We start from the raw sequence: 25,218 nt of genomic DNA on the forward strand, positions 1-25,218 counted from the left end.
GAGATAGCTGTTTGCATGTACGCTATTTTAATTTGAAAGCTTTTAATTCATTATTTAGCTGTTCAGCAAGGGTGGCAAGTTCATCCGCACTATGGGAAACCTCTTCCATTGAGCTTGATGTCTGTTGAGCTGATGCTGCAGCTTGTTCGACACCAGCAGCTGACTCCTCTGAAACAGATGCAATTTCTTCAATTAAATTATTCATCTCGTTACTATTTGCAGCAATTCCTTTTAGGTTGTTAGAAATTGCAATGATCTTGGTAGTCATATCAGAAACAGAATCATTAATTGTTTCAAAGCTTTTACCTGTAGCTTCGATTTGATTGGTTCCTTCTTTAACTTCGCTATACCCACTATTTAATGATACAACAACATGGTCTGTTTCGTTTTGAATGGTGGATACGATGCCGGTGATTTCCGATACAGAAGATGTTACCTGTTCTGCTAGCTTTCTAACTTCATCAGCAACCACAGCAAAACCTTTACCATGCTCACCTGCGCGAGCTGCTTCAATTGCAGCATTTAATGATAGCAAATTTGTTTGATCAGCAATGTCTTTAATTACTTTTACTAATTTAGAGATTTCGGCCGACTGCTTATCTAGGCCTTGAACCTTATCAACAGCGTCTGAAACAATAGTATCGATTCGCTTCATTTGATCCATGGATTTTTTCATTAATGCTGTACCTTCAGCGGTTAAATGCATAACTCCATCTGACTTACTTGCAATATCTTGTCCATCCTGTTCAGATTGACGAACAATCTTAACGAAGTCATTCATATTTTCTGATAGATCCGATGCACTATTTGCTTGTGTTTCAGATCCTGAAGACAATTCTTCCATTGTTGAGGCAATTTGTTCATTACCCTCTTTAACTTCATTAGCTGATTGGGTTAGGTGATCACTTCTAGATGAAACAGATTCAGAAGCGGCTGCCACTTTAGATACGATGCTACTGATATTGCTTTTCATTTGATTTACTGCATCAGATAATTGTCCGATCTCATCATTTCCCTTATAATCCATGGACTTGACTGCAAGGTTACCATTTGCAACTTCATGCGTAATCGAGACTACCTTTCGAAGGTTGGCGGAAATTCTGCGGCTTATCAATAGTAATAAGGCAATACCGATAATAATTGCCACTCCATTCGCGACGCCCAGAACAACAATGCTTTTATTCATACTTTGTTGTGCGTGACTGACTGCCTGTTGTTGTTTATCCTTTACAATGGTAATTAGTTCATTTAATAGTTCAACGTTTTGTTCGCGAAGACCACTAGCCTCTTCTCGTAAGGTAGGGAGTTTTTCTGGTTCCCTGGCAACAGCATGTGGAATGTCGGTTAAAAAAGCTGTGTTCAATTTTGTGTCGTTTTGCTGTATGGTAGTAAAAATTTCTAGTTGCTTTTCTGTTTCCATTTTCGGCTTTAGTTTTTCTTCTAGTGCGCTGAATTTTTCTCGGTATTCATCGTACTTTTCTACATACTTGCGATCCTGTGTAATAATAAAATCTGCAATTTGAATGTCTTTCAATTGCATAACAGATGCAAGTTCCATCAAATCATTGACCCGTTCACTTCTACGGTCTATCGCTTGAATATCTTGTTGTCCTCTATCCAACTGCAAATACACGATTAACCCAGCAACTATAAATAATAGTGCTGTTAGTATGTAAACGGAAAGATACTTTTTGGCGATTTTCAAATTCTTCCAACCAAATCTACGTTTGGAAGGGATTTTTATTTTTTTTACTTCAGGTACCCCAACCTTGTTTTTCTCTTTCTTCATTATGTATGTCCCCCAGTTAATTGATAAAACTTTACCTATATATCGACATTTTTCATCTAAGTATTAAGTACTATTTTAAAAAATCTAACATTTGAATTGATCCTTGCATATGTTGTAGAATATCAAATTGTGTGTGGAAGTGACACAAATCAATTATAGCTAGGTGATTTACATGATAGGTACAGCTTTTTTAGAGGAAAATAAAAGTAAAGACGATATAAAAGAGGAGTTGGACACACTAGAAATTCAACTTTTCCGTATGCAAAATAATATTAAAGAAATAGCCAAAAAGTGGGAGATCATAAGTATTGATCAAACCAATGATAATAACTGGGTGGTTATTTATGCTGATAAGGGAACAGAGGCATGTCAAATTATGCTCCATGACTGTGACGCAGCATTTCGTGGTGATTGGAATGCCGCAATTCAGGCTGAATATAAAAACGAAAATACCATTCATATTGCGGATATAAAAGGGCAACAGAACAAGGGTTACGGTTCTATTTTAATGAATTATTTAAAAGAATTGGCCCATAACGAAAACGTGCAGTATATTACCGGAGATATAGTTGAGCGTGACTTTGATCATGTGAACCGGTTAATGCATTTTTATAGAAAACACAATTTCGATGTAAAAATTGATCATACCGAACAATACGGCGAGATCATCTGTAATGAAAGATAAAACGAACGGCCTTCTATTATGGAGACCGTTCGATTTTTTTATTCTAATATAGGTGATTTTCGGTGGTTGGTTGCCTGTTCATAGGCATATGCTATTTCAATTAACTTTCCTTCAGAAAATGCCTGACCTGTAAAGGTAGCTCCGACTGGTTTTCCAGCGTTTGTGTAACCTGCTGGAACTGTAATGGAAGGATATCCTGCTCTAGCAGCAATACTGGAACCATCGTTGTTCGGAAAAAAGATTGTATCTAATCTGTGTTCATTTATTACTTCCTGTATCTTTTCTTGTGAAATCCTCAAGTCGGTTAGTCGGTCTGTGATATATTCCTCTTCCGTTAAAGTACCACTTTTCGTTTCAGATCTGGTTAATCTAGTTTGACCATAGTTTAATGCCTTATCTGCATGTGACTGATTAAAATTAATGACTTCAAGTAATGAGTGAACAGGCGAATGAGCTGGGAGTTTTCCTAAATAAGCGTTCACGCCATTTTTAAATTCATGAAAGAGAACACTTGAATCTGGAAGATTATCTGGTAAATCTATTGGATCAACAATAGTGGCACCCAGTTTCTTCATATCTTCTAGTGCCTGATTTACAAGCTGTAATTCCGAAGCATCAAGTTTACTAAGGTAGTTTCGCGGTATGCCGATTCTAGTATTTGTTAACCCACTTTTGATTAAGAAAGGCGTATAGTCGGTGATTCTGTCATGGTTCATTGCGGTAGCGGAGTCCACATCATCCTCACCAGTAAGTGCACCAAGTAGAATGGCGGCATCTTCGACTGTACGAGTCATCGGACCGGCAGTGTCTTGACTATGTGCGATTGGAATAATCCCAGTTCGGCTTACTAGTCCTACTGTTGGTTTAATGCCAACAAGTGAATTGCTGCTGGATGGACTTAAAATGGATCCATCGGTTTCGGTTCCGATAGCAGCAGCTGCTAAGTTAGCGGCAACCCCAGCGCCAGAACCTGCGCTAGAGCCCCCAACGTCAAATTTGCCAGGACCATAAGGATTCAAAACTTGGCCACCACGTGAGCTGTATCCATTTGTCATTCCTTCCGTCATAAAATTAGCCCATTCGGTTAAGTTAGTTTTTCCTAGAATGATAGCACCAGCAACGCGAAGTTTCTTGGTGACAAACGCATCTTCGCTTGCGTAATGATTTGCCAGAGCGACTGACCCTGCACTAGTATGCATTTTATCTCCCGAATCAATATTGTCTTTAATTAAAATCGGAATGCCGTGAAGAGGCCCACGCTTACCAGATTTTGCACGTTCTATATCGAGCCCTTCTGCAATATGCAAAGCATCCGGGTTAATCTCGATTATGGCATTTATTTTTGGACCACTAGAATTATGTTTAGCAATTTGTTCAAGGTACATTTTTGTTAGTTCAAGTGCAGTTAATTCACCAGAATCCATTGCTTGTTGAATGGTGTTTATTGTAGTTTCATTTAGATTGAATGATTGTGTAGACATGTGGTGACCTCCTGAAAAAGTATGTAATAGGTATATATTCTATTAATAGTAGGCGAATTCCTTTAAAAATATAAAACTATGGGTGGGAGTTATATATATTCCGTTAGAAATTACAATTATATTTGCAATTGGGGAAAAAATCTTTAAATTCCGCTTGACTTATAATGACAATACTGTATAATCCTAAATTAATAACAAAAATCAATGAACAAAGAAAAGTAGTTGCATAGACTTGTTTTCAGCGAATCGGGGTGGTGGGAGCCGATACAAATATGTAATGAACCGCACTTTGGAGATGTCTTCCCGAACAGGCGCAGGAGCCTTCAGTAGGGTAGGCCGGGTGATCCTCGTTAACAGACACTTAAGCCGATTCCGCATTGCGGAATAATCAGAGTGGTACCGCGGGTATAATATATATACGCCCGTCTCTTCTATCTATAAGAGACGGGCGTTTTTTGTGCTTTTAGAGGTATATCTGCTATTGGTATTAAGTATAATTATTCTAAGACTTTCGCTATAGGATATAGGCGATAAGCCAAGACTTTGGATAAAGAAGCCTAATTTGTCTTTTAATAAATAACATAATTTGATGAAAAAGAGAGTAGTTACATGGATTTGCGATCAGCGAACCGGGATGGTGGAAGCCGGTGCAGATATGTAATGAACCGCACTTTTGAGATGTCTACCTGAACAGGCGTAAGGCTTAATAGGGAGGATCGGGTTGCTTCCGTTAACGAGCACAAAGCTGATTCCGCATTGCGGGATAACCAGAGTGGTACCGCGGGTGATTTTAACGCTCGTCTCTTTTACTAAAGAGACGGGTGTTTTTTTAATACCATTTTAACACCATAAAAGGGAGTGTGAAGGATGTCAAAAGTATACCAGGCAAACCTGATTAAGCAAGTGCCATTTGAATTTAAAGGAAAAGATTTTATCAAATTAGTTGAATTTGAGCCATATGAAATTCACTTTCTCTTAGAACAAGCCTTGGAAATGAAAAAACTTCAGAAAAAGGGTATCCCTCACCCGTATCTGAGCGGGAAAATTTTGGGGATGATATTTGAAAAGTCATCAACACGAACAAGAGTCTCCTTTGAGGTTGGCATGATGCAACTCGGTGGGCAAGCCATCTTTTTAAGCTCCAAGGATATTCAACTCGGACGTGGCGAAACAATTGATGATACAGCCAAGGTTTTATCACGCTATGTCGATGGTCTGATGGTTAGAACGTTCGCTCATGAATCGATAGAACAATTTGCGTTGCACTCCGATGTGCCGGTTATCAACGGTCTGACTGATTTGCATCATCCAACACAAGTGTTAGCTGATCTATTAACGATATATGAGCAAAAAGGGAAGCTGGCAGGACTCAAGATGTGCTATATCGGTGACGGCAACAATAATATGTGTCATTCATTTCTAGAGGGCGCAGCGAGTGTCGGCATGCATCTGTCAATCGCCAGTCCAAATGGTTATGAACCCAACCTTGAAATTTTTGAAAACGCCAAAAGAATTGGGCAATCGTCGGGCAGCCAGATCCAGTATACAACTTCCCCTCAAGAAGCAGTTGAAGGAGCGGACATTATTGTTACTGATGTGTGGAGTAGTATGGGGCAGGAGGAAGAACAGCAGGAGCGCAAGGAGGCTTTTGCTCCTTATCAAGTGAACCAGACACTCTGTTCCCGTGCCAAGGAGGACTTTATCTTTCTCCATTGCTTACCGGTACACCGCGGGGAAGAAGTTACATCGGAAATCATTGATGGACCGCATTCAGTTGTTTTTGATGAAGCCGAGAATCGTTTACATGCACAAAAAGCAATCTTAAAAAACTTAATGGAAAGTTAATTTTTAGATAAAAGGGATTTCAATAACATAAAAAAGGAGAGATTCATAATGGAAAAAGAAAAAGTAGTTTTAGCATATTCAGGTGGTTTGGACACGTCAGTTTCGGTAAAGTGGCTCCAAGAAAAGTATGGGTATGAAGTAATTGCCTTAGGGTTAAATGTTGGGGAAGGGAAAGATCTTGAAGAGATTAAACAAAAGGCTATAAATGTAGGTGCGATTAAATCAATCGCCATTGATGCCAAAGAATTGCTGGCAGAGAATTATCTCTTGCCGGCGCTCAAATCAAATGCGTTGTATGAGGGTAAATACCCACTTTCTTCGGCGTTATCAAGGCCGTTAATTTCCAAGTTGTTAGTGGAAGTGGCAGAACAAGAAGGAGCTGTCGCCGTAGCCCATGGATGTACCGGAAAAGGTAATGACCAAGTACGGTTTGAGGTGTCAATTCAAGCGCTTAACCCCAAATTAAAAGTGATCGCGCCAGTTCGTGAATGGGGCATGACAAGAGATGAGGAACTCAGCTATGCAAAAGAGAAAGGTATACCAGTTCCTGTGAATCTCGACAACCCCTTCTCCATTGATGCAAATATTTGGGGGCGTGCCTGTGAAGCTGGTGTATTGGAAGATCCATGGGCGGAAGCGCCAGAAGCGGCTTATGAATGGACGAATCCGATTCAAATGACACCAGATGAACCGGAATATATGGAGATTGCGTTTAAAGAGGGAGTACCAATTTCATTAAACGGTGAAGAGATGCCTTTGGTCGCTTTAATTGAAACACTTAATGAAAAAGGTGGTATCCATGGCGTTGGTCGGATCGATCATATTGAAAACCGGTTAGTTGGTATTAAATCACGTGAAGTGTATGAAAACCCCGCTGCAATGATTCTAATAAATGCTCACAAAGAATTAGAGTTTCTAACATTAACAAGGGAAGTTTCACAATTTAAATCTACAGTAGATCAACAAATGGCTAAAGTTATATATGAAGGGCTATGGTATTCGCCAATCAGACTTGCTTTGGACGCGTTTATTAACGAAACGCAAAAAGTGGTTTCCGGAAAAGTTAAGGTTAAGCTTCATAAGGGGTCACATACTGTTGTTGGTCGTGAGTCAATAAATAGTCTCTATAACGAGCAGTTGGCCACCTATGCAAAGGGAGATGCTTTCGATCACAATGCAGCAGTTGGATTCATAAAACTATGGGGGCTTTCAACAAAAGTCTATTCAGAAGTCCATAATCATGACAAAGGACAGGAGGATAATGATGAGCAAACTTTGGAGCGGGCGATTTACCAAGGAAACAAATAAACTAGTTGATCAATTCACCTCATCGATTTCGTTTGATCAAAAGTTAGCAAAAGAAGATATTCAAGGTAGCCTCGCCCATGTTCAAATGCTGGGTGAGTGCAAGGTTATCACGACTGAAGAAGCTAAAACCATTCAGGCAGGTCTGGAAACGATTCTTCAAAAGTTGGAAAAAGGCAATATTGAATTCTCGGTAGAACATGAAGATATTCACATGAATTTGGAGAAACTTTTAATTGATGAAATAGGCCCTATTGGTGGAAAACTTCATACTGGCCGTAGTCGTAATGACCAAGTTGCAACAGATATGCATCTATATTTACGTACTAAAATAGATGAACTGATTAAATTACTTGAAAAGGTCCAACTGGCGATAATAGATCAGGCAAAGGATAATATTGAAACCATTTTACCTGGTTATACACATCTTCAAAGAGCGCAACCCGTTTCCTTTGCTCATCACTTGTTAGCTTATTTCTGGATGTTTGAAAGAGACAAAGAAAGACTCCAAGACAGCTTGAAGCGGGTCAATGTTCTTCCTTTGGGTGCTGGAGCGTTGGCTGGAACGACTTTTCCAATTGACCGCGACCGGGTTGCCGAACTTTTAGAATTTAATAGCGTTTATCCAAATAGCATGGATGCTGTAAGTGACAGGGACTTTATTCTTGAATTTCTGTCTAACGCATCCATTCTAATGGTACACCTTTCAAGGCTATCGGAAGAAATGGTCATTTGGAGTAGCCAGGAATTTAATTTTATTGAAATTGATGATTCGTTTTCCACAGGATCAAGTATTATGCCGCAAAAGAAAAATCCTGACGTCCCTGAATTATTGAGAGGGAAAACTGGAAGGGTGTTTGGGGATCTAATCGGGCTGCTGACCGTATTAAAAGGATTGCCTTTAGCCTATAACAAGGATTTACAAGAAGACAAAGAAGGAATGTTTGATACAGTTGATACATTAGAAGGCTCCTTAACACTACTCGCACCAATGTTAGATACAATGAAGGTAAATGATAAAACGATGCGAAAGGCTGTCACACAGGATTATTCAAACGCAACAGATATTGCCGATTATTTAGCAACAAAGGGGATGCCATTTCGACAAGCACATGATGTAGTTGGACGGACAGTTCTTTATGCAATTGAAAAAGGAAAATATTTATTGGATTTAAATTTGGACGAATATAAAACATTTAGTCCTTTATTTGAAGAAGATATATTCGAAGTCCTCAAGCCAGAACATGTTGTTGGAGCACGAAAAAGTAAAGGCGGGACCGCGCCGGATCAGATAGAACATCAGCTCAAATTGGCTGAAAGTAAGCTGGAATTACAATTCAATGCTTGACTTTAACCTTTTTTTAGAATAAACTAAAAACAATATATTGAAGGAGGTGGGAGACATGTTTCAAACTGGTAAAGGCATATCAAAATTCAGAGAATACATCTGGATGTGTTATGCGATTTTTTCTGCAATTTGTTTTCAACAGGATAAGTCTGTCCTTTTTTAAAACAAATGAATGAAAAATACCAGTTAGAGACATCTACCCACAAACGACTTTTTACGTGAGACGACAGGGAGTAGTATATCTTTGTCGTCTTTTTGTATTGGAAATTTGGATGCTGAAGTGCAAAAACAGCCACGTCCAGCTCCAGCGCCCATTGCCTAGTGCCCTTCCGACACCTCCTTGCGATAAGTCAACATCGGTTCGCTTCCGGGAAGGCCGACTAAAAACGGGCTTGCCGCCCAACGTCGGCATACCCCTTTTGCAGGGGCATGTTTCCTTTATCTCATACGGGGTCGTCCAGTTCATACGGCAATAAACGGGCGCTTACGCTTTTGGTTTTTAGATGTTCTCTGCTATGCGGAGGAAGAGAAAATGATTATTTGTAGTTTAAAAAATGTCACACAAACATATGGTGCTAACACTATTTTCAGTAATATGACATGTGAAATAAAAGAAAATGAACGAATCGGACTTATTGGTAGAAATGGAGAAGGTAAAACCACATTATTACATTTACTAGCACGGAAAACAGATCCCGCAGAGGGGACTATTAGTTGGAAGAAAAATTTAACCGTTGGACTTTTGCAACAATCCCCGGATGTATTAGATGAAAAGAAAATGGAAGCATTACTGTATGATGTATTTGATTCATTAACCTCTTTAAAGGGTAAAATGACCGAATTAGAAAACGCTATGGCAACTGAGGAGAATCCTGATAAACTTACCCGTTATATAGAGAAATATGGTGTATTACAGGAAAAGTTCCAAGAAGAGGGTGGTTATGAAATTGATTCACAAATCAGGCGAATCATGAGTGGTCTACAAATCACGGATCTGGCTGAAAAGAATTGGGAGCAATTAAGCGGTGGCGAACGGACAAAGGTTGGATTGGCGCAGTTGCTATTAAAAGCTCCAGACTTGTTATTGTTGGATGAACCAACAAACCATTTGGACTTGTTTGCAATTGAATGGTTAACTGATTTTATCAAGAATTATCCTGGAACAGTTATTATCGTGTCACATGACCGTTACTTTTTAGATGAAACGGTTACATCCATTTTAGAGATGGATCAGGGTGAACTTATACGATACCATACAAATTACTCAAACTACGTGAAGGAACGTGAAGCACGCCTTTTGATAGAGTTTCAGCAATACCAGGACCAACAAAAGAAAATGAAGAAAATGAGAGAAACGATTAAGCGATTAAAAGAATGGGCGAACCAAGCAAATCCACCTAATGACGGATTACATCGTCGAGCGAAAAGCATGGAAAAAGCACTAGCGCGAATGGAAATGTTGAAGAAGCCAATTCTGGAACAAAAAAAGATCAACTTAGATTTTCAGATGAATAAACGAAGCGGAAAAGATGTCGTCATTGTTGAAGATGTTTCAAAAAGATTTAATGAAAAACAATTGCTTACGAATGTAAATATGCACGTCAGATTTCAAGAACGAATTGCTATTATTGGTGAAAATGGTTGTGGGAAATCAACACTTTTAAAAATGATATTACGATCTGAAACATTCGATGAGGGAGATATCCACCTTGGAAGTAATCTATCGGTGGGTTTCCTTTCACAAAACATGCTTGAAATAAATGGAGAACGGACGATTATTAATGAATTTCGTGATCAGGTTCATGTGACAGAAGGTGACGCGCGAGGGATATTGGCTAAATTCCTGTTCTATGGCAATACCGTTTTTCAAAAGGTAAACAGTTTAAGTGGCGGAGAACAAATGCGGTTGCGTCTAGCGCAGCTTGTTCACCAGGATCACAATTTGTTAATTCTTGATGAGCCGACTAACCACTTAGATATCGAATCAAAAGAAGTTTTAGAGGATGCATTAGAACAATTTGACGGAACAATTATAGCAGTTTCGCATGATCGTTATTTTCTGGATCGGTTGTTTCCACTTACTTACTTGGTTGCCAACGAAGAGTTAACTAGGTTTGAGGGAAGCTTTACATTTGCGCGAAGGAAATGGACTGAACTAGGAGTTACCAATTAGTAATAGGCCAGATTATTTCCTGCCTTTCTTCATTATGATAAACTACAACAATAAAGCAAGAAAGGATGCGATTAAATGAAATTTATTACATTAAATAATGGCCTTCGTATGCCACAACTTGGCTATGGCGTGTGGCAGGTTCCTGAAGATGAAGTGACACCAGCAGTAGCAAATGCAATTGAGGTTGGCTTTCGTTCCATTGATACAGCAAAAGTATACAAAAATGAACGTGGAGTAGGCGAGGCGATTGCAAAAAGTGGCGTTCCCCGCGAGGATCTTTTTATTACGACAAAAGTTTGGAATACAGACCAGGGCTATGACAATACGTTAAAAGCATTTGATGAAAGTTTGGATAAATTAGGCCTTGATTATGTTGATCTATATCTTATTCACTGGCCAACACCAGAGCATGATGACTATGTTGAAACATATAAAGCGATGGAAAAGCTTTATAAAGATGGTCGCACGAAAGCAATTGGAGTTTGTAATTTTAATATCGAGCATTTACAACGTTTGTTAGACGAGTGTGAAGTAACCCCTGTAGTCAATCAGGTTGAATGTCATCCATACTTACAACAAACCAAACTACAGGAGTTCTGTCAGAAGAACGACATTTATTTAGAAGCATGGAGCCCATTAATGCAAGGTGGCGAAGTGTTAGATAACGAAGTGACGAAAGAAATTGCTGGTCAATATAACAAAACCCCAGCACAGGTCATTATTCGTTGGCATTTACAAAGCGGAAGAATTGTTATTCCTAAATCTGTAACACCATCACGTATTGAAGAAAACTTTGATGTGTTTGGATTTGAACTAAGCAAAGAAGATATGGAGAAAATTGCTACACTAGATCGAAATGGCCGTAAAGGTCCTGAGCCAAGTGAGATGAATGTACGATAGAATAGGGGAAACAGGCGTGGAGTGAATTTGCGCCTGTTTTTTTGTTTATATTTGTATTTCCTGGGAAATAATTATCAAATCTTGTCATTTTCTAGTGTTATGGTAAAACACAACTCGAATTTTGAATTAAATAAAAATTATTAGAGCATTAAAAGTAATTTTGTAGTATACTAATAGAAATCTTGTTCATCCATTTTGAAAGGAGTGGTGTTTTATGGCTTTTTATAAGAATGTATTCAACCAACAAACACGGATCAAAGTGGAGGAACGGTCAGCGTAAGCACGGTCTTTCCTCCAACATACAAGGAGGAAATTTTAATTGAATAAACTTGAAACAGTTGGATGGGATCAGCCTATCCAGGATATTAACGAAGACAAAATTGCCCGCGTTATTGCGGTTCAGAAAAATAGTTATCGAATTTTAGATGGTGAAATGGAATACTTTTCACATTTGAGTGGAAAATTTATAAATCAAGCAGTCAGCCCGCTTGATTATCCCGCTGTAGGCGACTGGGTGGAAGTTCATAAGTTAGTAGACGAACGAAAGGCAGTAATAAATTCTATCCTGCCAAGAAAAAGTCAATTCGTTAGACAGGCTGCTGGAACGAAAACTGAGGCACAAATTGTTGCAGCTAACATGGATACAGTCTTCATTGTAAATTCGCTAAATCATGATCTGAATTTGCGTCGGATTGAAAGATATATACTATCGACTTATGAAAGTGGAGCAACTCCTGTTATTGTTTTAACAAAAAGAGACGAGTGCACACAAGAGGAAGTTGATGTGATTATTGCGCAAGTTGAGGAAGTTGCGATTGGCGTACCAATCATTCCAATTAGCAACATTACAATGGAAGGTATAGAGGAACTGATGACTTATTTACCACCTGGAAAAACGTCAGCTTTGCTCGGTTCATCTGGAGTAGGTAAATCAACGCTTGTAAACAAGTTAATTGGAAATGCCGTTCAAGTAACGAAGGATGTGCGTGATGCTGACAGTAAAGGTCGTCATACAACAACTCACAGGGAAATGTTCCTATTACCGAATGGGTCATTGTTGATCGACACCCCAGGTATGCGGGAATTGCAACTATGGGAAGGGGAGTCAGCAATTGACGCTACTTTCCAGGATATCGAGTCACTAGAAAGTGAATGCAAATTTACGGATTGCCAACATGAAACAGAACCAGGATGTCGTGTGCAAGAAGCAATAGCAAATGGGGAGTTATCAGATGATCGTTACCAAAGCTATTTGAAATTGCAGCGGGAACTGGCATATGAAAAAAGAAAACAAGACCAAAAAGCGCATTTAGAAGAAAAAAATAAATGGAAAAAGATTAGCAAGCAACAAAAAAACAATTATAAACATCGGAAAAATCGATGATAGAGAGAAAACACCTTCCTGATATGAACTAAGGGAGGTGTTTTTTATAGCAGTTTAATTTGGAGAGTAGACAGAAGTTACTAATGATAGGCTACTTATCTGCCGTTTTACACATATATCCGCCAACCGATCGTTTTAACCCCAAATCCGAAGCTGGATGAACCGTTAACCAAATACTCGCTTCACTGCATCCATATATTCGGCAAAATAACTTGGAACATTATCAGGTTCGATTCCAACATACATATTTTCAGAAATGGAGGTGTTGTACCACTTTTGTTGCTCAACTCCTGCATTAAAATTCCGCCACACAGCATCCCCCTGCAAATCAAGATCCTGTTCTAATCCAAGTAAGTTATCTAGTTTATCCGCGACGATTAAATATTTTACTTCATTCTCAGCATGCTTCACGGTGTCGATTGTATGCTGTTTCCGTTCTTGCCATGATTTTGACTTATCTTCAGTGTGGGCTGCAACAAGTTTTGCTACCCTTGAACCAAATGCAGCTTCAATATCTTCCATTTCAAAAGGCGTATCTTCCACAACATCATGTAAATAACCAGCACAAACAACTTCATCTGAAAATCCGGCACGTTCTAACTTTTCAGCAACCCGTATTGGATGTGTTATATAAGGTGCATTCGAATTCTTCCTTGTTTGCCCTCGGTGGGCCTTCTCTGCGAAGTCTTTGGCTTTTTGTTTCAATTTTATTGCCCCCTTATTATCGTTATATGCCTAGGATTTTTATTTTATATTCCATAACAGAATAGTAGCATAATATGTTACTATATACATGATATTAGACTGAATATTATATTATCAGAAAATCTTTTCATTTTATACTTCTATGACCCTCTAACTATTCAAACGATTATAGCTTGACAGCCTGGAAATCTAAACAATGCTGGTTCAGGAGGTGAAGAGAATGTTCAAAAAAATTTTTGTTATATCCCTTGCGCAAATTATATTCATCTATCTGTTTTCATTGGAGCAAAATGTTCAAGTTGGTGAGGTAATCTTTCCTTTTGGTATTGTCATGATTATTATATCTATCATGTTCACGTTAGGAGAGAATGGACTTGATGTAAAGAAAGAAGGAATTAGAGGAATTGGCCTTCTTTTTATGAAAGATAAACCTACAGAAAATACTGGTCCTCATAAACTTACATTATTTAATTCATTTTTCCTGTCATCGTGCTTTGTAATGTTTTTTGGTATTTTAATAAGTCTATAGTGTAAACGCATAAAATCCTAGACCCACTATTAGACGGATCTAGGATTTCTAATCCTTACAAATGACTAATTACATAAAGCTTTTAAATGATACTTCAATGTTGTCTGCATCTTTTCAACAGAAAATCGATCAGGATGCAGGATGCCATGTAATGCCATCCCATCAATTAATGCATATAATCTTTCAATTTCAAGCGATTTGTTCAAAGCCTGACTTGCTAACCCTGATTCAATCAGTCCTTCAACTACCATTTTGGATGCGCGATGCATTTCATCATATACTTCTTGGCTCAATGCTTTTAAGTTAGGATCGACGAGTGTTTTCGATGAAAAAACCATCCATACCTCCATTTCAATTCTTCGTTCTTCATCAATTGGCAAAAACTCGCTTAATAGTTCCTGCATGGACTCGAGTGGTGGTCCATCATAGTATTTGTTTTCTGCTCGATTTCTCACGCGATCTGATACAAGCTTCATCGAAAATGCAAATAACTCGGACTGTGTTGAAAAGTAATGACGTAATGACCCAACAGACATGTCAGCGACTTTTGCAATTTTACGGACAGTCGCCTGCTCTAGACCTTCATCAACGATGACCTTCCATGTTGCTTCTGCTATTTTAATTTTCCTTTTTTCGTGATCAACTATTTTTGGCATAATTATAATATAACACAAGTGTACTATTTAATCAGGTTGTGCTATATTATAATTAATACAATCGTACCAAAAAGGAGTTAATCATTATGTTGGCTTGGTTTATTGTTGCTTGTGAAATTGGATTCTGGATATTTGTTTTAGCAGGTCTTGTAGCTCGTTATGTGTTTCATAAGAAAAAACTTGGAGCATTTTTACTGATATGTACCCCTATTGTGGATGTATTATTACTGATTGCAGCTGTTATTGATTTGAAAAATGGCGCAGTGGCAACGACAGTTCATGGTATAGCTGCGATATATATCGGGGTCAGCGTGGCGTTCGGTCATCAAATGATTAAATGGGCTGATATTCGATTTGCATACCGGTTTGGAAATGGACCAAGACCTGATAAGAGTAAAAAGTACGGAAAAGATTTTGCGAAAAAAGAACGCACGGGCTGGTACCATCATCTTATAGCATGGATTGTAGGGGTCATCATTTTAGGAGCAATTATTTTATACATTGATAACCAAACTCAAACGGAGGCACTGTATCAGACAGCCAGACTTTGGACGCTTGTGCTTGGGGTAGACTTTTTAATCAGTTTTAGTTATACAATTTTCCCGAGAAAGGATCCACGAACATCCTAGTTGGGGGGGATACCGTATCTCTTTCAAAAAAATCGAAAAACCAGTAAACTATATGTAATTATATTCGATTAAAAGGAGATTCCATCTATGACCTTTCATACCGATGAAACAAAGTATATTAATCATATTCATTTAAAAGTTGCTAATTTAGAACGGTCACTTAACTTTTATCAAAACATACTAGGGTTTCGAGTGGTCGAACAACAGCCGCACCTTGCAAAGCTTGCGGCAGGTGGAATTATGCCAGCGTTAACAATTGAGCAACTAGAAAATCCCAGGCCTTTGGATCCACGTAAAACTGGTCTTTTTCACATTGCATTTTTATTGCCGAAGCGAGCGGATCTCGCGAAGATGCTCAGGCATTTGATTCATACCGGATACCCTATACAAGGTGCTTCCGATCATTTAGTTAGTGAAGCACTATATATTGCTGATCCTGATGGGAATGGCGTGGAAATATATACTGATCGTAATCCAATCGAATGGAATTGGCTTGGTGACCAGGTTGAAATGAGTACATTACCATTGGATGCTAATGCACTAATGCAAGAAGTGGCTGAGAATGGCTGGGAAGGGATGCCAGTTGGAACAATAATTGGTCATATTCATCTGCAAGTAGCCGACCTCGCTATGATCGAGGAATTCTATACACAAGGATTTGGGTTTCAAATTGTGAGTAATTTTGGAGAACAAGCATTATTCCTATCATCAGCAGGCTATCATCATCACATTGGGTTGAATACTTGGAATAGTAGAGGTGGAAGTGTCCCGACTTCTAATGAAATTGGTTTGAAGAGTTATACGATTGTCGTTCCAGCTAGTGAGAGAATGAAAATCGTGGAGCGATTACAAAACTTAGATGTCCATGTTGATCTAGATGGGGAACAATATCTCGTTACAGATCCTTCAGGAAATCATATATATTTTTAATAGGAAAGAAAGTATAAAAATTTGGCGTTAATCTGTCTAGCTCCAGCGCCTAGCCCCTCGAGGTTTTAAGTCAAATCTCTTTGTGATAAAAATCATCACTAAGAGATTCGTCTTAAACTTGTCGGGGCTGACCAAGGCGCTTCCGCTTTTCTTAACTCAGCTAACCTTCGTGGTTGGCTATTTCGATAGGCATTTGATATAGTTCTTGCATAAAAGAAAATGGAAGAAGGATCGGTATGAAGCAGGAACAATCTTTAGCTATTTATTTTTGGATGCTACTTGTTCCGTTGTTTTGGGGTGGAGCATTTGTTGCTGCAGAGCATGTTATTACGGAAATACCACCAGTTACTGCTGCTGCATTCCGATTTGGAACAGCTGGAATATTACTATTAATCTATGTTTTATGGAAGAGAAAATTTGATGCAGAGGCTTTGAAAAAGCAATGGAAGGCCATATTAGCGATGGCGATAACTGGTATTTTTGGATACAACATATTCTTTTTTATAGCGCTCGATATCACTTCAGCTATAAATGGATCATTAATCGTTGCTACAACACCAGTACTCATTACGTTTGGGGCTGTTTTGTTTTTAGGTGAGGTGTGGAATAAACAACTTGGATTCGGGTTATTATTATCTTTAGTAGGGGTAATTGTTGTCATTTCAAGAGGGTCATTGGCAACATTATTATCACTTGAATTTAATGCTGGTGATCTTCTATTTATTGGTGGGTTACTTTGTTGGGTGGCACACGGTCTTTTTGGCAAAGTTGCAATGCGTGATGTTTCGCCAATTGTTACAACGACATTTACTACATTAGTTGGTTCGATTTTTCTGGGAATTATTTCTCTATTTGAACAAGGTTGGGGCGATATTTTACAGATGTCCACACAGGCTTGGGGAGAAATGATTTTTATGATCATCTGTTCATCTGTGATCGGATTTTTACTGTGGAATAGTGGGATAAAACAAATCGGTGCCAGTAAATCTAGTATTTATATGAATTTAGTTCCAATAAATACTGCATGGTTAGCTGTCGTATTATACAATTCTACTATCACCTGGACCCAAATTATTGGTATGATTATGGTAATCATGGGTGTTTATTTTGTAACATTGCATCCTTATTTACAAAATAAACGAAGAGCCGTAGTAAAATAAATGTGGAGGGTTTACACATGGATATAGGAATTAATAAACGTAAAACAGAACATATTCGTTTGTGCTTGGACGAAAATGTGGAAGGTATTAATAAAACAACAGGTCTTGAAGGGATTTCATTTATACATAATGCATTACCAGAAATTGACTTTAAGGATATTAAGTTAGATTCAACGTTTTTAGGCAAAAAAATCAAAGTGCCATTTCTTGTCAGTTCCATGACAGGCGGATCCGAGTTGGCAGAAGAAATTAATGGTAATTTAGCAAAAGCCGCTGAACAAAAAGGATGGGCAATTGCACTTGGATCAACCCGTGCTTTACTTGAAAGTGATGCACACAAGGACTCTTTCCTTGTCCGCCAGCATGCACCAACTGCACCGTTAATTGCTAACATTGGCGCTGTTCAATTTAATTATGGCTATGGAGCTGAAGAGTGCCAACGAATCGTTGATTTAACAGAAGCGGATTCGATAGTTCTTCATCTAAATAGTTTGCAGGAAATAAACCAAGATGAAGGGGATACCAATTTTCATGAATTGCTTCCTAAAATAGAAGAAGTATGTAAGAAACTAACAGTTCCAGTCGGCGTCAAAGAGGTTGGATTCGGAATCGATGGTACAGTTGCACGACGGTTATACGATGCTGGAATTTCGTATATAGATGTTGCGGGTGCAGGTGGAACTTCATGGAGCCAGGTAGAAAAGCTTCGTTCAAAAGAGCCACTAAGAAAAGCTGCAGCAGAAGCTTTCAACAGCTGGGGCATTCCAACGAAGGATTGTATCGTATCCGTTAGAAGTGAGTTAGGTTCAACGGTTCCGGTTGTTGCAAGCGGGGGAATGAAAACAGGTGTTGACGCTGCTAAGGCATTGACAATCGGTGCGGATGTTATTGGCTTTGCTCGTAAGCTATTGCAAGCTGCAACAGAATCAGAGGAAGCGGTTATCGAGGCAATGGAACAAATTGAATTGGAACTGAAGATGACGATGTTCGGTATTGGTGTCAAAACAATTGATGAACTAAAAAATACAAATCGCGTATCCATTATGGGGCGTTCATTATTAAACGGAAAAAGCTGAAACTCTAACTTGAGTTTTAGCTTTTTTGTTACATGAATTTATTCCCTTCAACCAATACTATGAAAAGGAGGGATAGTGTAATGAATGCTTTTATATTATCGTTATTTTTGTTTATGGTTCCATTAGGAAATACCCCCCAACAGTTAACCGTGACTGAAAAAGGAAAAACACTGGAAACAGTTGAACTGGAACGGTTTGAATTGCCTTACCTTAACAGTTATTTTATAAATGATGTAAAGTTAAAGCTTTTGCTTGATTCACTAGATGAAAAAATTTACAAAGAACCAATTAATGCAACGTTAAATAAATCAGGTGAAATAGTTCAAGAGAAATTAGGAATTGCATTAGACCGACGTAAATTTCATGCATTATTCCTCAAGTCCTTCTATCTAGGAGAACCGGTAGAAATTAAAATCCCCAAAAAAGATATCTTTCCACGGGTAGATACAGAACTATTGGCTGAGATTAAGGAAAAGGAAATTGGTCGTTATGTTACGTATTTTAAGAAGCATAATAAAGAACGTTCACATAACATCAAACTTGCTACAGAAGCAATAAATAATTATGTGGTCTTTCCGGGCGAAAAGTTTTCGTTTAATAAAATTGTAGGCGAGCGTACTGAAGAAAAAGGGTACAAGAAAGCCCCAGTTATTGTAAAAGGCGAGTTGGCAGAGGATATTGGCGGTGGGATATGTCAGGTATCGTCCACCTTATATAATGCTGTAAGCTTAAAAGGCGTAAAAATTGTTGAACGTTACTCACATAGTCGGAGCGTGCCATATGTTCCACCGGGACGTGATGCTACTGTTAGCTGGTGGGGGCCGGATTTTGTATTTAAAAACATGTATAACCAACCAATTTTAATTCGGGCAAAATCGGTCGGTGGAAGGATGGATATTGGTATTTTTTCTTCGAACACAGTGGAACTTTACTCAGGGAAGTAAATGTCATGCTGTTTAATTCAATATGTACTGGGTATTGTACATAAAAGGGATTAAAGGAGGATAAAAATGCCTTGGACTATGGATGATTATCCATCTTCACTGAAAAACTTGGACAAAGTTGTACGGAAAAAAACCATTGATATTGCAAATTCGATGATAGATGAAGGGTACAAAGAAGATCAAGCTATTCCGATCGCAACCAGTCAAGCTAAAGAATGGTATAACAACGCTGGTCATAGAGAAATCAATGAATACGAAAAAAACGGAAAGCCAAGCGAGCGTAGTGAAGCAGGAAGAAAACATGAGAGTAATCCTGAACGACTTAGGGAAGCTGAACAGGTAGTTGCTCATGAAGGTGGTTGGGCAGTAAAATCAAACAATGCCAAGCGACCAAGTGATGTTTTTGATGAAAAAGATGACGCAATTAAACGTGGTCGTGAAATTGCTAATAATAAAGGAACAAAACTAACGATTTATAAGCAGGATGGATCAGTGCAAGAAGAACAATTGTATTGATTGATGCCCCAAGTTCGCAATTTAATAGTTCATAATGCGTATAAAAAGAATGCTCTTTACTACAATTTTAGTGGGAGCATTTTTTGTTGGTTAATTTCTCGCTTTCTCACAAATACTAAGGAGAAAATGGAGGATTTACGAAATGGATAAACAAACGAATGAAAATAATCTATTGCGATTTATTCCTATGACATCCATCACAAGCGGGACTGGTCATGAAGTGCGAAATGATGTTTATTATTATACAGATCAAATAGTTAATATTGGTTTCATTGGCACGCCAGGAAGGGGCGAGTGGGTTCTTGTAGATGCTGGTATGCCAAATGCTGCGTCTGAAATAAAGTCAGTCGTTGTGGATCGTTTTGGCCGGGAAAGCAAGCCAGCTGCAATTATTCTTACACATGGGCACTTTGATCATGTAGGGGGGCTTGTAGATTTAGTTGAAGAATGGGAAGTTCCTGTCTATGCCCACGAAAGTGAAGTTCCTTATTTAACTGGGGAAAAATCATACCCTGAACCTGACTCGACTGTTGAAGGTGGACTAGTAGCAAAGGCATCATCACTATTTCCGAATGAACCGATCAATCTCCATGGAAATGTTGAACCTCTGCCTGATGATGGAAGCGTACCTGAACTTGATGACTGGAAATGGATCCATACACCGGGTCACGCACCAGGTCATGTTTCCTTTTTCCGAGAAAAAGATCGTACACTAATTTCTGGCGATGCATGTATTACGGTTAAACAGGATTCATTTTATAACGTTCTGATGCAAAGTCCTGAATTAAATGGACCTCCACGATATCTTACTACTGATTGGCAGGCAGCGTGGGATTCAGTTAAGAAGATTGAGGCATTGAACCCAAGTACAATGATACCTGGTCATGGTGCGGTAATGGACGGGGACAAGTTGAAAAATGGGTTAAAACAGCTAGTTGAAAACTTTGATCAAGTTGCGGTTCCAGATTATGGGAAGTATATTGATAATAAGGATCTACATTAGACTCTAAGCACAATGTTACGATAAACCCTTATCCTATGCTACAATAACTAACAGAAATGAGGTGTTAGTTATATGAGAATTGACGTCTATTCAGATTTTGTATGTCCATTCTGCTACATCGGTAAACGCAGACTGGAGTTAGCGTTAGAACAATTTTCAAATAAAGACAAAGTAACCATCACATATAAAAGTTATGAGCTTGACCCAAATGCAGAAGTAAACGCTGGTAAAAATATTCATGAGTTATTGGCAGGGAAGTATGGGATGAGTGTGGAAAAAGCGCGTCAGTCAAATGAGAATTTGGCAAATCAAGCAGCAGAGCTTGGCTTGACCTACCGATTTGACACGATGCAGCACACCAACACATTTGATGCACACCGCCTGGCAAAGTATGCTGATAAACAAGGCAAAGGTAAAGAGATGACTGAGAGATTGTTACAGGCATACTTCACCGATTCTTTACACATTGCTGATAACGAAACATTGACGAAATTAGCTGGTGAGGTAGGGTTAGATAAAGATGCTGTTCGAGATGTTCTTGAGTCGAGTGATTTTGCAAAAGCGGTCAGGGGCGACGAAAAGGAAGCGCAACAAATTGGTGTACAAGGAGTACCGTTCTTTGTCTTCAATGAGAAATATGCGGTTTCAGGCGCACAGCCTCCAGAAGTATTTTCAGAAGTAATTGAAAAGGTCTGGGAAGAAGAAAACGAACAACCAACATTACAAACATTAAATCCGAAAAAGTCAGAAACAACATACTGTACTGGTGATGGTTGTGATGTTGACTCTGAATAAGCAAATTTTATAAAAGGCTAACAAATAGAAGGGATCACCCCTACATTTGTTAGCCTTTTTTCTTTTGTTGGAAAATATTGTTTAAAGGTATTGACGTTATTTATTCCTATGCTATAATCAGTTATGGAAGCTAATTGATAATGAATATCATTATTAATTAAAGTGAATTGAAGGTGATTACCATTTTAAATAATGGCTGTATTCCCAAAGATTGTTGCTTTATAAGAGAATAGATATATACTGCGTCATAGCATACCGCTCCAGAAATACACTACGCTTTCCGCGGGCTCGCGCTGAGCCTCCTCGCGAGCAAAGACCGCTCACTGCGGGGTCTCATCGTCTTCGCTGTTTCCGCAGGAGTCTTCGTGTATTTCTTCCGCTAACATGGTGTCTGAAAGCAGTACCATAGAGCCCCTTTCACTATTATGGCAGTTGATTGGAGCGGAGGACCGTTGACTCCTGCGGGAACAGCACGAGTCTGAAGACCCCGCAGCGGTGGAGATGATGAGGGCCAACTAAAACCGTCCTTTGCGGACAACGTCGGCATACCCCTTGCCGGGGCAAGGAGGCTGAAGCCGTGCCCGCGGAAAGCAACGGTCAGCAGCGGAAATCAACCAGCAGTTATGTCGCAGTTTATATCAACTATGAAGAAGATGGAAAGCAACAATGCGTATGAAAAGAGCCTAAATAATAGAAGAAGGACTGACTTATGAAAATTCGTTACCTTTTAATTACTGTTTGTATATTATCCATCACTTCCATATTTGTGGGCGTTTCGAATGTTTCGGTTTGGGATGTTTTTCATTTGTCAGAAGACCAGATTGACATTTTGATGATCAGTCGGATTCCGAGGTTAGCGAGTATTTTAATTGCTGGAATGAGCATGAGTATTTGCGGGCTAATTATGCAGCAATTGAGCCGTAATAAATTTGTTTCACCAACAACAGCAGGTACACTTGATTCTGCCCGACTTGGAATTTTGGTTTCATTAATGGTCTTTACATCTGCAAGTCCCTTAGAAAAAATGTTGGTTTCCTTTTTATTCGCGTTGATTGGGACATTCATTTTTATGAAAATCCTCGACAAAATTAAATTTAAAGATGCTATTTTCATTCCCTTAGTAGGGCTGATGTTTGGGAATATTATAAGCTCGGGAGCAACTTTTTTTGCTTACAAAAATGATCTTATCCAAAACATGTCTTCCTGGATGCAAGGGGACTTTTCCATGATCATGAGTGGGAATTATGAATTAATGTATGTTAGTATTCCGATCCTAATCGTTGCTTATCTGTTTGCTAACAAATTTACCATAGCAGGAATGGGAGAGGATTTCTCCAAAAATTTGGGGCTCAATTACAAGCAGGTAGTGAATATTGGATTAATCATTGTTGCACTAGTTACTGCTTCTGTCGTTTTATCCGTCGGGGTTATTCCATTTTTAGGACTGATCATTCCGAATATCGTAACCATTTACCAAGGGGATCACTTGAAGAAAAGCTTATTACATACAGCACTATTAGGTGCAGCGTTTGTCCTCGTTTGTGACATTATCGGTCGAGTCATTATCTATCCATATGAAATTCCAATCAGCTTGACTGTTGGGGTAATTGGAAGTGGCGTATTTATATTTTTACTGCTAAGGAGAAAGAAATATGGGCTATAAAAAAAAGACGATAATCCTAGCAGTTCTGGCAGTGGTATTGGTAGCAATTTACTTGTTCTATGATTTAAGCGGGAATATTGGTTACATCTTGCCAAGAAGAATTATGAAAATAGTTGCCATAATCATAACTGGTGCGGCTATAGCATATTCAACAACGATATTCATGACAATCACGAACAATCGGATATTAACACCGAGTATTATGGGACTTGATTCCTTATATATGTTAATTCAGACATGTATCATTTTTATATTTGGCACGCAATCTCTTGTGATGTTGAGTAGCCACTTCAACTATTTTATATCGATTGGTTTCATGGTGATATTTTCTTTAATCTTATATCGTTTTCTTTTTAAAGGAGAAAAGAATAATATTTATTTTCTATTATTGATCGGTATGATATTAGGAACATTCTTTGGTAGCTTTACATCTTTTATGCAAGTATTAATTGATCCGAATGAATTCATGATTGTACGTGACAGGATGTTTGCGAGTGTCAATAATGTTAATGTGGAGCTTGTTTATTTATCAGTTGGACTAATTACACTCGTTTTCATTTATTCACTGCGCTTTTACAAGTATTTAGATGTGTTGTCATTAGGGAAAGAGGAAGCAATTAATTTAGGTGTTCCATACGAATATGTTGTGAAGCGCCTGTTGATTATAGTCGCAATTTTAATATCAATTGCTACAGCATTAATCGGTCCAATCACGTTCTTGGGATTGCTTGTTGTAAACCTTGCGTATGAATTTTTGAAAACATATCGTCACTTTTACTTAATAATAGGTTCAGCATTAATCAGTATCATTGCATTAGTAGGTGGTCAATTTATCGTGGAAGAAATATTTACGTTTCAGACAACGATTAGTGTGATTATTAACTTTGTCGGTGGTGTGTATTTCATCTATCTTTTATTAAAGGAGAATAAATCATGGTAGGTATTAAAGGTGTTTTTAAAAACTATAACCAAAAGCGTGTGATTGATGATGTTTCGTTAACCATAGAGAAAGGCAAAATCACCTCTTTCATTGGTCCAAATGGTGCCGGGAAAAGCACTTTGATATCGATGATTAGCCGCTTAATTACAAAAGATCAGGGTGAGATTACGATTGATGGTAAAGAAGTAACAGAAACCAAAAGTAATGATTTAGCTAAAAAAATATCTATTCTAAAACAATCTAATGCCATCAATCTTCGTTTAACGATTCGTGAACTTGTTTCATTTGGACGTTTTCCGTATTCACAGGGGAAACTGAAGAAAGAAGACTGGGATAAAGTAGATGAAGCAATTGATTACATGGAGCTTCGCGATATGCAGGACCGTTATCTTGATGAGCTAAGTGGCGGGCAGCGTCAACGCGCGCACATCGCAATGATTATCGCGCAGGATACCGAATATATTTTGCTTGATGAACCGCTGAATAATTTAGATATGCGACATTCGGTACAAATTATGAAAACGCTAAGAAAACTTGTAGATGATTTAGGGAAAACCATTGTAATTGTCATTCATGATATTAATTTTGCATCCTGTTATTCTGATCAAATTGTTGCGCTTAAAGATGGTCAAATTGTTAAACAGGGACCTACCTGTGATGTTATTGATGAATGTGTTTTGAAAGATATTTATGATATGGATATGGATATTAAAACGATCAATGACCAACGTATATGTGTTTATTTTGGATAAAAAATAAAGG

The 25,218-nt window shown here is 38.4% G+C and carries 23 protein-coding genes and 2 other annotated features; of the genes, 19 read left to right on the forward strand and 4 right to left on the reverse strand.

Annotation, left to right across the window (positions count from 1 at the left end; all coding sequences use genetic code 11):
- Positions 1-22 precede the first annotated feature (22 nt).
- The gene (locus LG329_RS12075) at positions 23-1,789 is read right to left on the reverse strand and encodes a methyl-accepting chemotaxis protein (RefSeq protein WP_404451073.1); all 1,767 of its coding nucleotides are present in this window, start codon (positions 1,787-1,789) and stop codon (positions 23-25) included.
- A gap of 172 nt (positions 1,790-1,961) precedes the next feature.
- Between LG329_RS12075 and LG329_RS12080 the strand changes: the two genes are divergently transcribed.
- Complete coding sequence (locus LG329_RS12080; protein ID WP_404451074.1) at positions 1,962-2,474, forward strand: hypothetical protein; 513 nt, start codon at positions 1,962-1,964, stop codon at positions 2,472-2,474.
- Positions 2,475-2,512: 38 nt separating this feature from the next.
- Here the strand turns inward: LG329_RS12080 and LG329_RS12085 are convergent, their stop codons facing one another.
- Positions 2,513-3,955 (reverse strand): amidase family protein, encoded by a 1,443-nt coding sequence (locus tag LG329_RS12085; RefSeq protein WP_404451075.1) that lies wholly within the window; start codon positions 3,953-3,955, stop codon positions 2,513-2,515.
- A gap of 195 nt (positions 3,956-4,150) precedes the next feature.
- Positions 4,151-4,388, forward strand: a binding site (T-box leader).
- Between the two features lie 147 nt (positions 4,389-4,535).
- Positions 4,536-4,763, forward strand: a binding site (T-box leader).
- A 59-nt stretch (positions 4,764-4,822) separates the two neighbouring features.
- Between LG329_RS12085 and argF the strand changes: the two genes are divergently transcribed.
- The 6 genes from argF (at position 4,823) to rsgA (ending at position 12,910) form a co-directional block, all read left to right on the forward strand.
- Positions 4,823-5,800, forward strand: a complete 978-nt coding sequence (argF, locus tag LG329_RS12090; protein WP_404451076.1) for an ornithine carbamoyltransferase — start codon at positions 4,823-4,825, stop codon at positions 5,798-5,800.
- Between the two features lie 48 nt (positions 5,801-5,848).
- On the forward strand, positions 5,849-7,108 hold the full coding sequence (locus LG329_RS12095; RefSeq protein WP_404451077.1) for an argininosuccinate synthase: 1,260 nt from the start codon (positions 5,849-5,851) through the stop codon (positions 7,106-7,108).
- Positions 7,065-8,453, forward strand: a complete 1,389-nt coding sequence (gene argH, locus LG329_RS12100; protein WP_404451078.1) for an argininosuccinate lyase — start codon at positions 7,065-7,067, stop codon at positions 8,451-8,453. Before LG329_RS12095 ends, argH begins: the two co-directional genes overlap by 44 nt.
- A gap of 532 nt (positions 8,454-8,985) precedes the next feature.
- Positions 8,986-10,626 (forward strand): ribosomal protection-like ABC-F family protein, encoded by a 1,641-nt coding sequence (gene abc-f / locus LG329_RS12105; protein ID WP_404451079.1) that lies wholly within the window; start codon positions 8,986-8,988, stop codon positions 10,624-10,626.
- A 75-nt stretch (positions 10,627-10,701) separates the two neighbouring features.
- Positions 10,702-11,526 carry an aldo/keto reductase gene (locus tag LG329_RS12110; RefSeq protein WP_404451080.1) on the forward strand — a complete coding sequence of 275 codons (825 nt, stop codon included), beginning with the start codon at positions 10,702-10,704 and terminating at the stop codon, positions 11,524-11,526.
- A gap of 319 nt (positions 11,527-11,845) precedes the next feature.
- Positions 11,846-12,910 (forward strand): ribosome small subunit-dependent GTPase A, encoded by a 1,065-nt coding sequence (rsgA, locus tag LG329_RS12115; RefSeq protein WP_404451081.1) that lies wholly within the window; start codon positions 11,846-11,848, stop codon positions 12,908-12,910.
- A gap of 165 nt (positions 12,911-13,075) precedes the next feature.
- Here the strand turns inward: rsgA and LG329_RS12120 are convergent, their stop codons facing one another.
- Positions 13,076-13,615, reverse strand: a complete 540-nt coding sequence (locus LG329_RS12120; protein WP_404451082.1) for an HD domain-containing protein — start codon at positions 13,613-13,615, stop codon at positions 13,076-13,078.
- A 220-nt stretch (positions 13,616-13,835) separates the two neighbouring features.
- On the opposite strand from LG329_RS12120, the gene LG329_RS12125 reads away from it, so the two are divergent.
- Complete coding sequence (locus tag LG329_RS12125; RefSeq protein WP_404451083.1) at positions 13,836-14,144, forward strand: hypothetical protein; 309 nt, start codon at positions 13,836-13,838, stop codon at positions 14,142-14,144.
- A gap of 65 nt (positions 14,145-14,209) precedes the next feature.
- Here the strand turns inward: LG329_RS12125 and LG329_RS12130 are convergent, their stop codons facing one another.
- Positions 14,210-14,800 carry a TetR/AcrR family transcriptional regulator gene (locus tag LG329_RS12130; RefSeq protein ID WP_404451084.1) on the reverse strand — a complete coding sequence of 197 codons (591 nt, stop codon included), beginning with the start codon at positions 14,798-14,800 and terminating at the stop codon, positions 14,210-14,212.
- An 86-nt stretch (positions 14,801-14,886) separates the two neighbouring features.
- On the opposite strand from LG329_RS12130, the gene LG329_RS12135 reads away from it, so the two are divergent.
- From LG329_RS12135 to LG329_RS12185, 11 genes are all read left to right on the forward strand, one after another.
- Positions 14,887-15,429: a hypothetical protein gene (locus LG329_RS12135; RefSeq protein ID WP_404451085.1), complete on the forward strand. Its 543-nt coding sequence runs from the start codon at positions 14,887-14,889 to the stop codon at positions 15,427-15,429.
- 87 nt (positions 15,430-15,516) lie between these two features.
- Positions 15,517-16,359, forward strand: a complete 843-nt coding sequence (locus LG329_RS12140; RefSeq protein WP_404451086.1) for a VOC family protein — start codon at positions 15,517-15,519, stop codon at positions 16,357-16,359.
- A 236-nt stretch (positions 16,360-16,595) separates the two neighbouring features.
- The gene (locus LG329_RS12145; protein ID WP_404451087.1) at positions 16,596-17,519 is read left to right on the forward strand and encodes a DMT family transporter; all 924 of its coding nucleotides are present in this window, start codon (positions 16,596-16,598) and stop codon (positions 17,517-17,519) included.
- A 17-nt stretch (positions 17,520-17,536) separates the two neighbouring features.
- Positions 17,537-18,595, forward strand: a complete 1,059-nt coding sequence (gene fni / locus LG329_RS12150) for a type 2 isopentenyl-diphosphate Delta-isomerase (RefSeq protein ID WP_404451088.1) — start codon at positions 17,537-17,539, stop codon at positions 18,593-18,595.
- Positions 18,596-18,675: 80 nt separating this feature from the next.
- A complete protein-coding gene (locus tag LG329_RS12155; protein WP_404451089.1) occupies positions 18,676-19,539 on the forward strand; it encodes a VanW family protein in 864 nt (287 codons plus the stop codon).
- Positions 19,540-19,605: 66 nt separating this feature from the next.
- A complete protein-coding gene (locus tag LG329_RS12160; protein WP_404451090.1) occupies positions 19,606-20,055 on the forward strand; it encodes a DUF2188 domain-containing protein in 450 nt (149 codons plus the stop codon).
- Positions 20,056-20,197: 142 nt separating this feature from the next.
- Entirely contained in the window at positions 20,198-21,058 is an 861-nt protein-coding gene (locus tag LG329_RS12165) for an MBL fold metallo-hydrolase (protein ID WP_404451091.1), read from the forward strand.
- A 72-nt stretch (positions 21,059-21,130) separates the two neighbouring features.
- A complete protein-coding gene (locus LG329_RS12170; protein ID WP_404451092.1) occupies positions 21,131-21,853 on the forward strand; it encodes a DsbA family protein in 723 nt (240 codons plus the stop codon).
- A 709-nt stretch (positions 21,854-22,562) separates the two neighbouring features.
- The gene (locus tag LG329_RS12175) at positions 22,563-23,516 is read left to right on the forward strand and encodes an ABC transporter permease (protein WP_404451093.1); all 954 of its coding nucleotides are present in this window, start codon (positions 22,563-22,565) and stop codon (positions 23,514-23,516) included.
- Positions 23,506-24,456 carry an iron chelate uptake ABC transporter family permease subunit gene (locus tag LG329_RS12180; RefSeq protein WP_404451094.1) on the forward strand — a complete coding sequence of 317 codons (951 nt, stop codon included), beginning with the start codon at positions 23,506-23,508 and terminating at the stop codon, positions 24,454-24,456. Before LG329_RS12175 ends, LG329_RS12180 begins: the two co-directional genes overlap by 11 nt.
- On the forward strand, positions 24,450-25,208 hold the full coding sequence (locus LG329_RS12185) for an ABC transporter ATP-binding protein (protein WP_404451095.1): 759 nt from the start codon (positions 24,450-24,452) through the stop codon (positions 25,206-25,208). The genes LG329_RS12180 and LG329_RS12185 overlap by 7 nt, the downstream gene beginning before the upstream one ends.
- Positions 25,209-25,218: the final 10 nt, after the last annotated feature.

Origin of the sequence: Virgibacillus necropolis, from assembly GCF_044793635.1 — a bacterium.
GTDB classification, from domain to species: domain Bacteria; phylum Bacillota; class Bacilli; order Bacillales; family Amphibacillaceae; genus Virgibacillus_F; species Virgibacillus_F necropolis_A.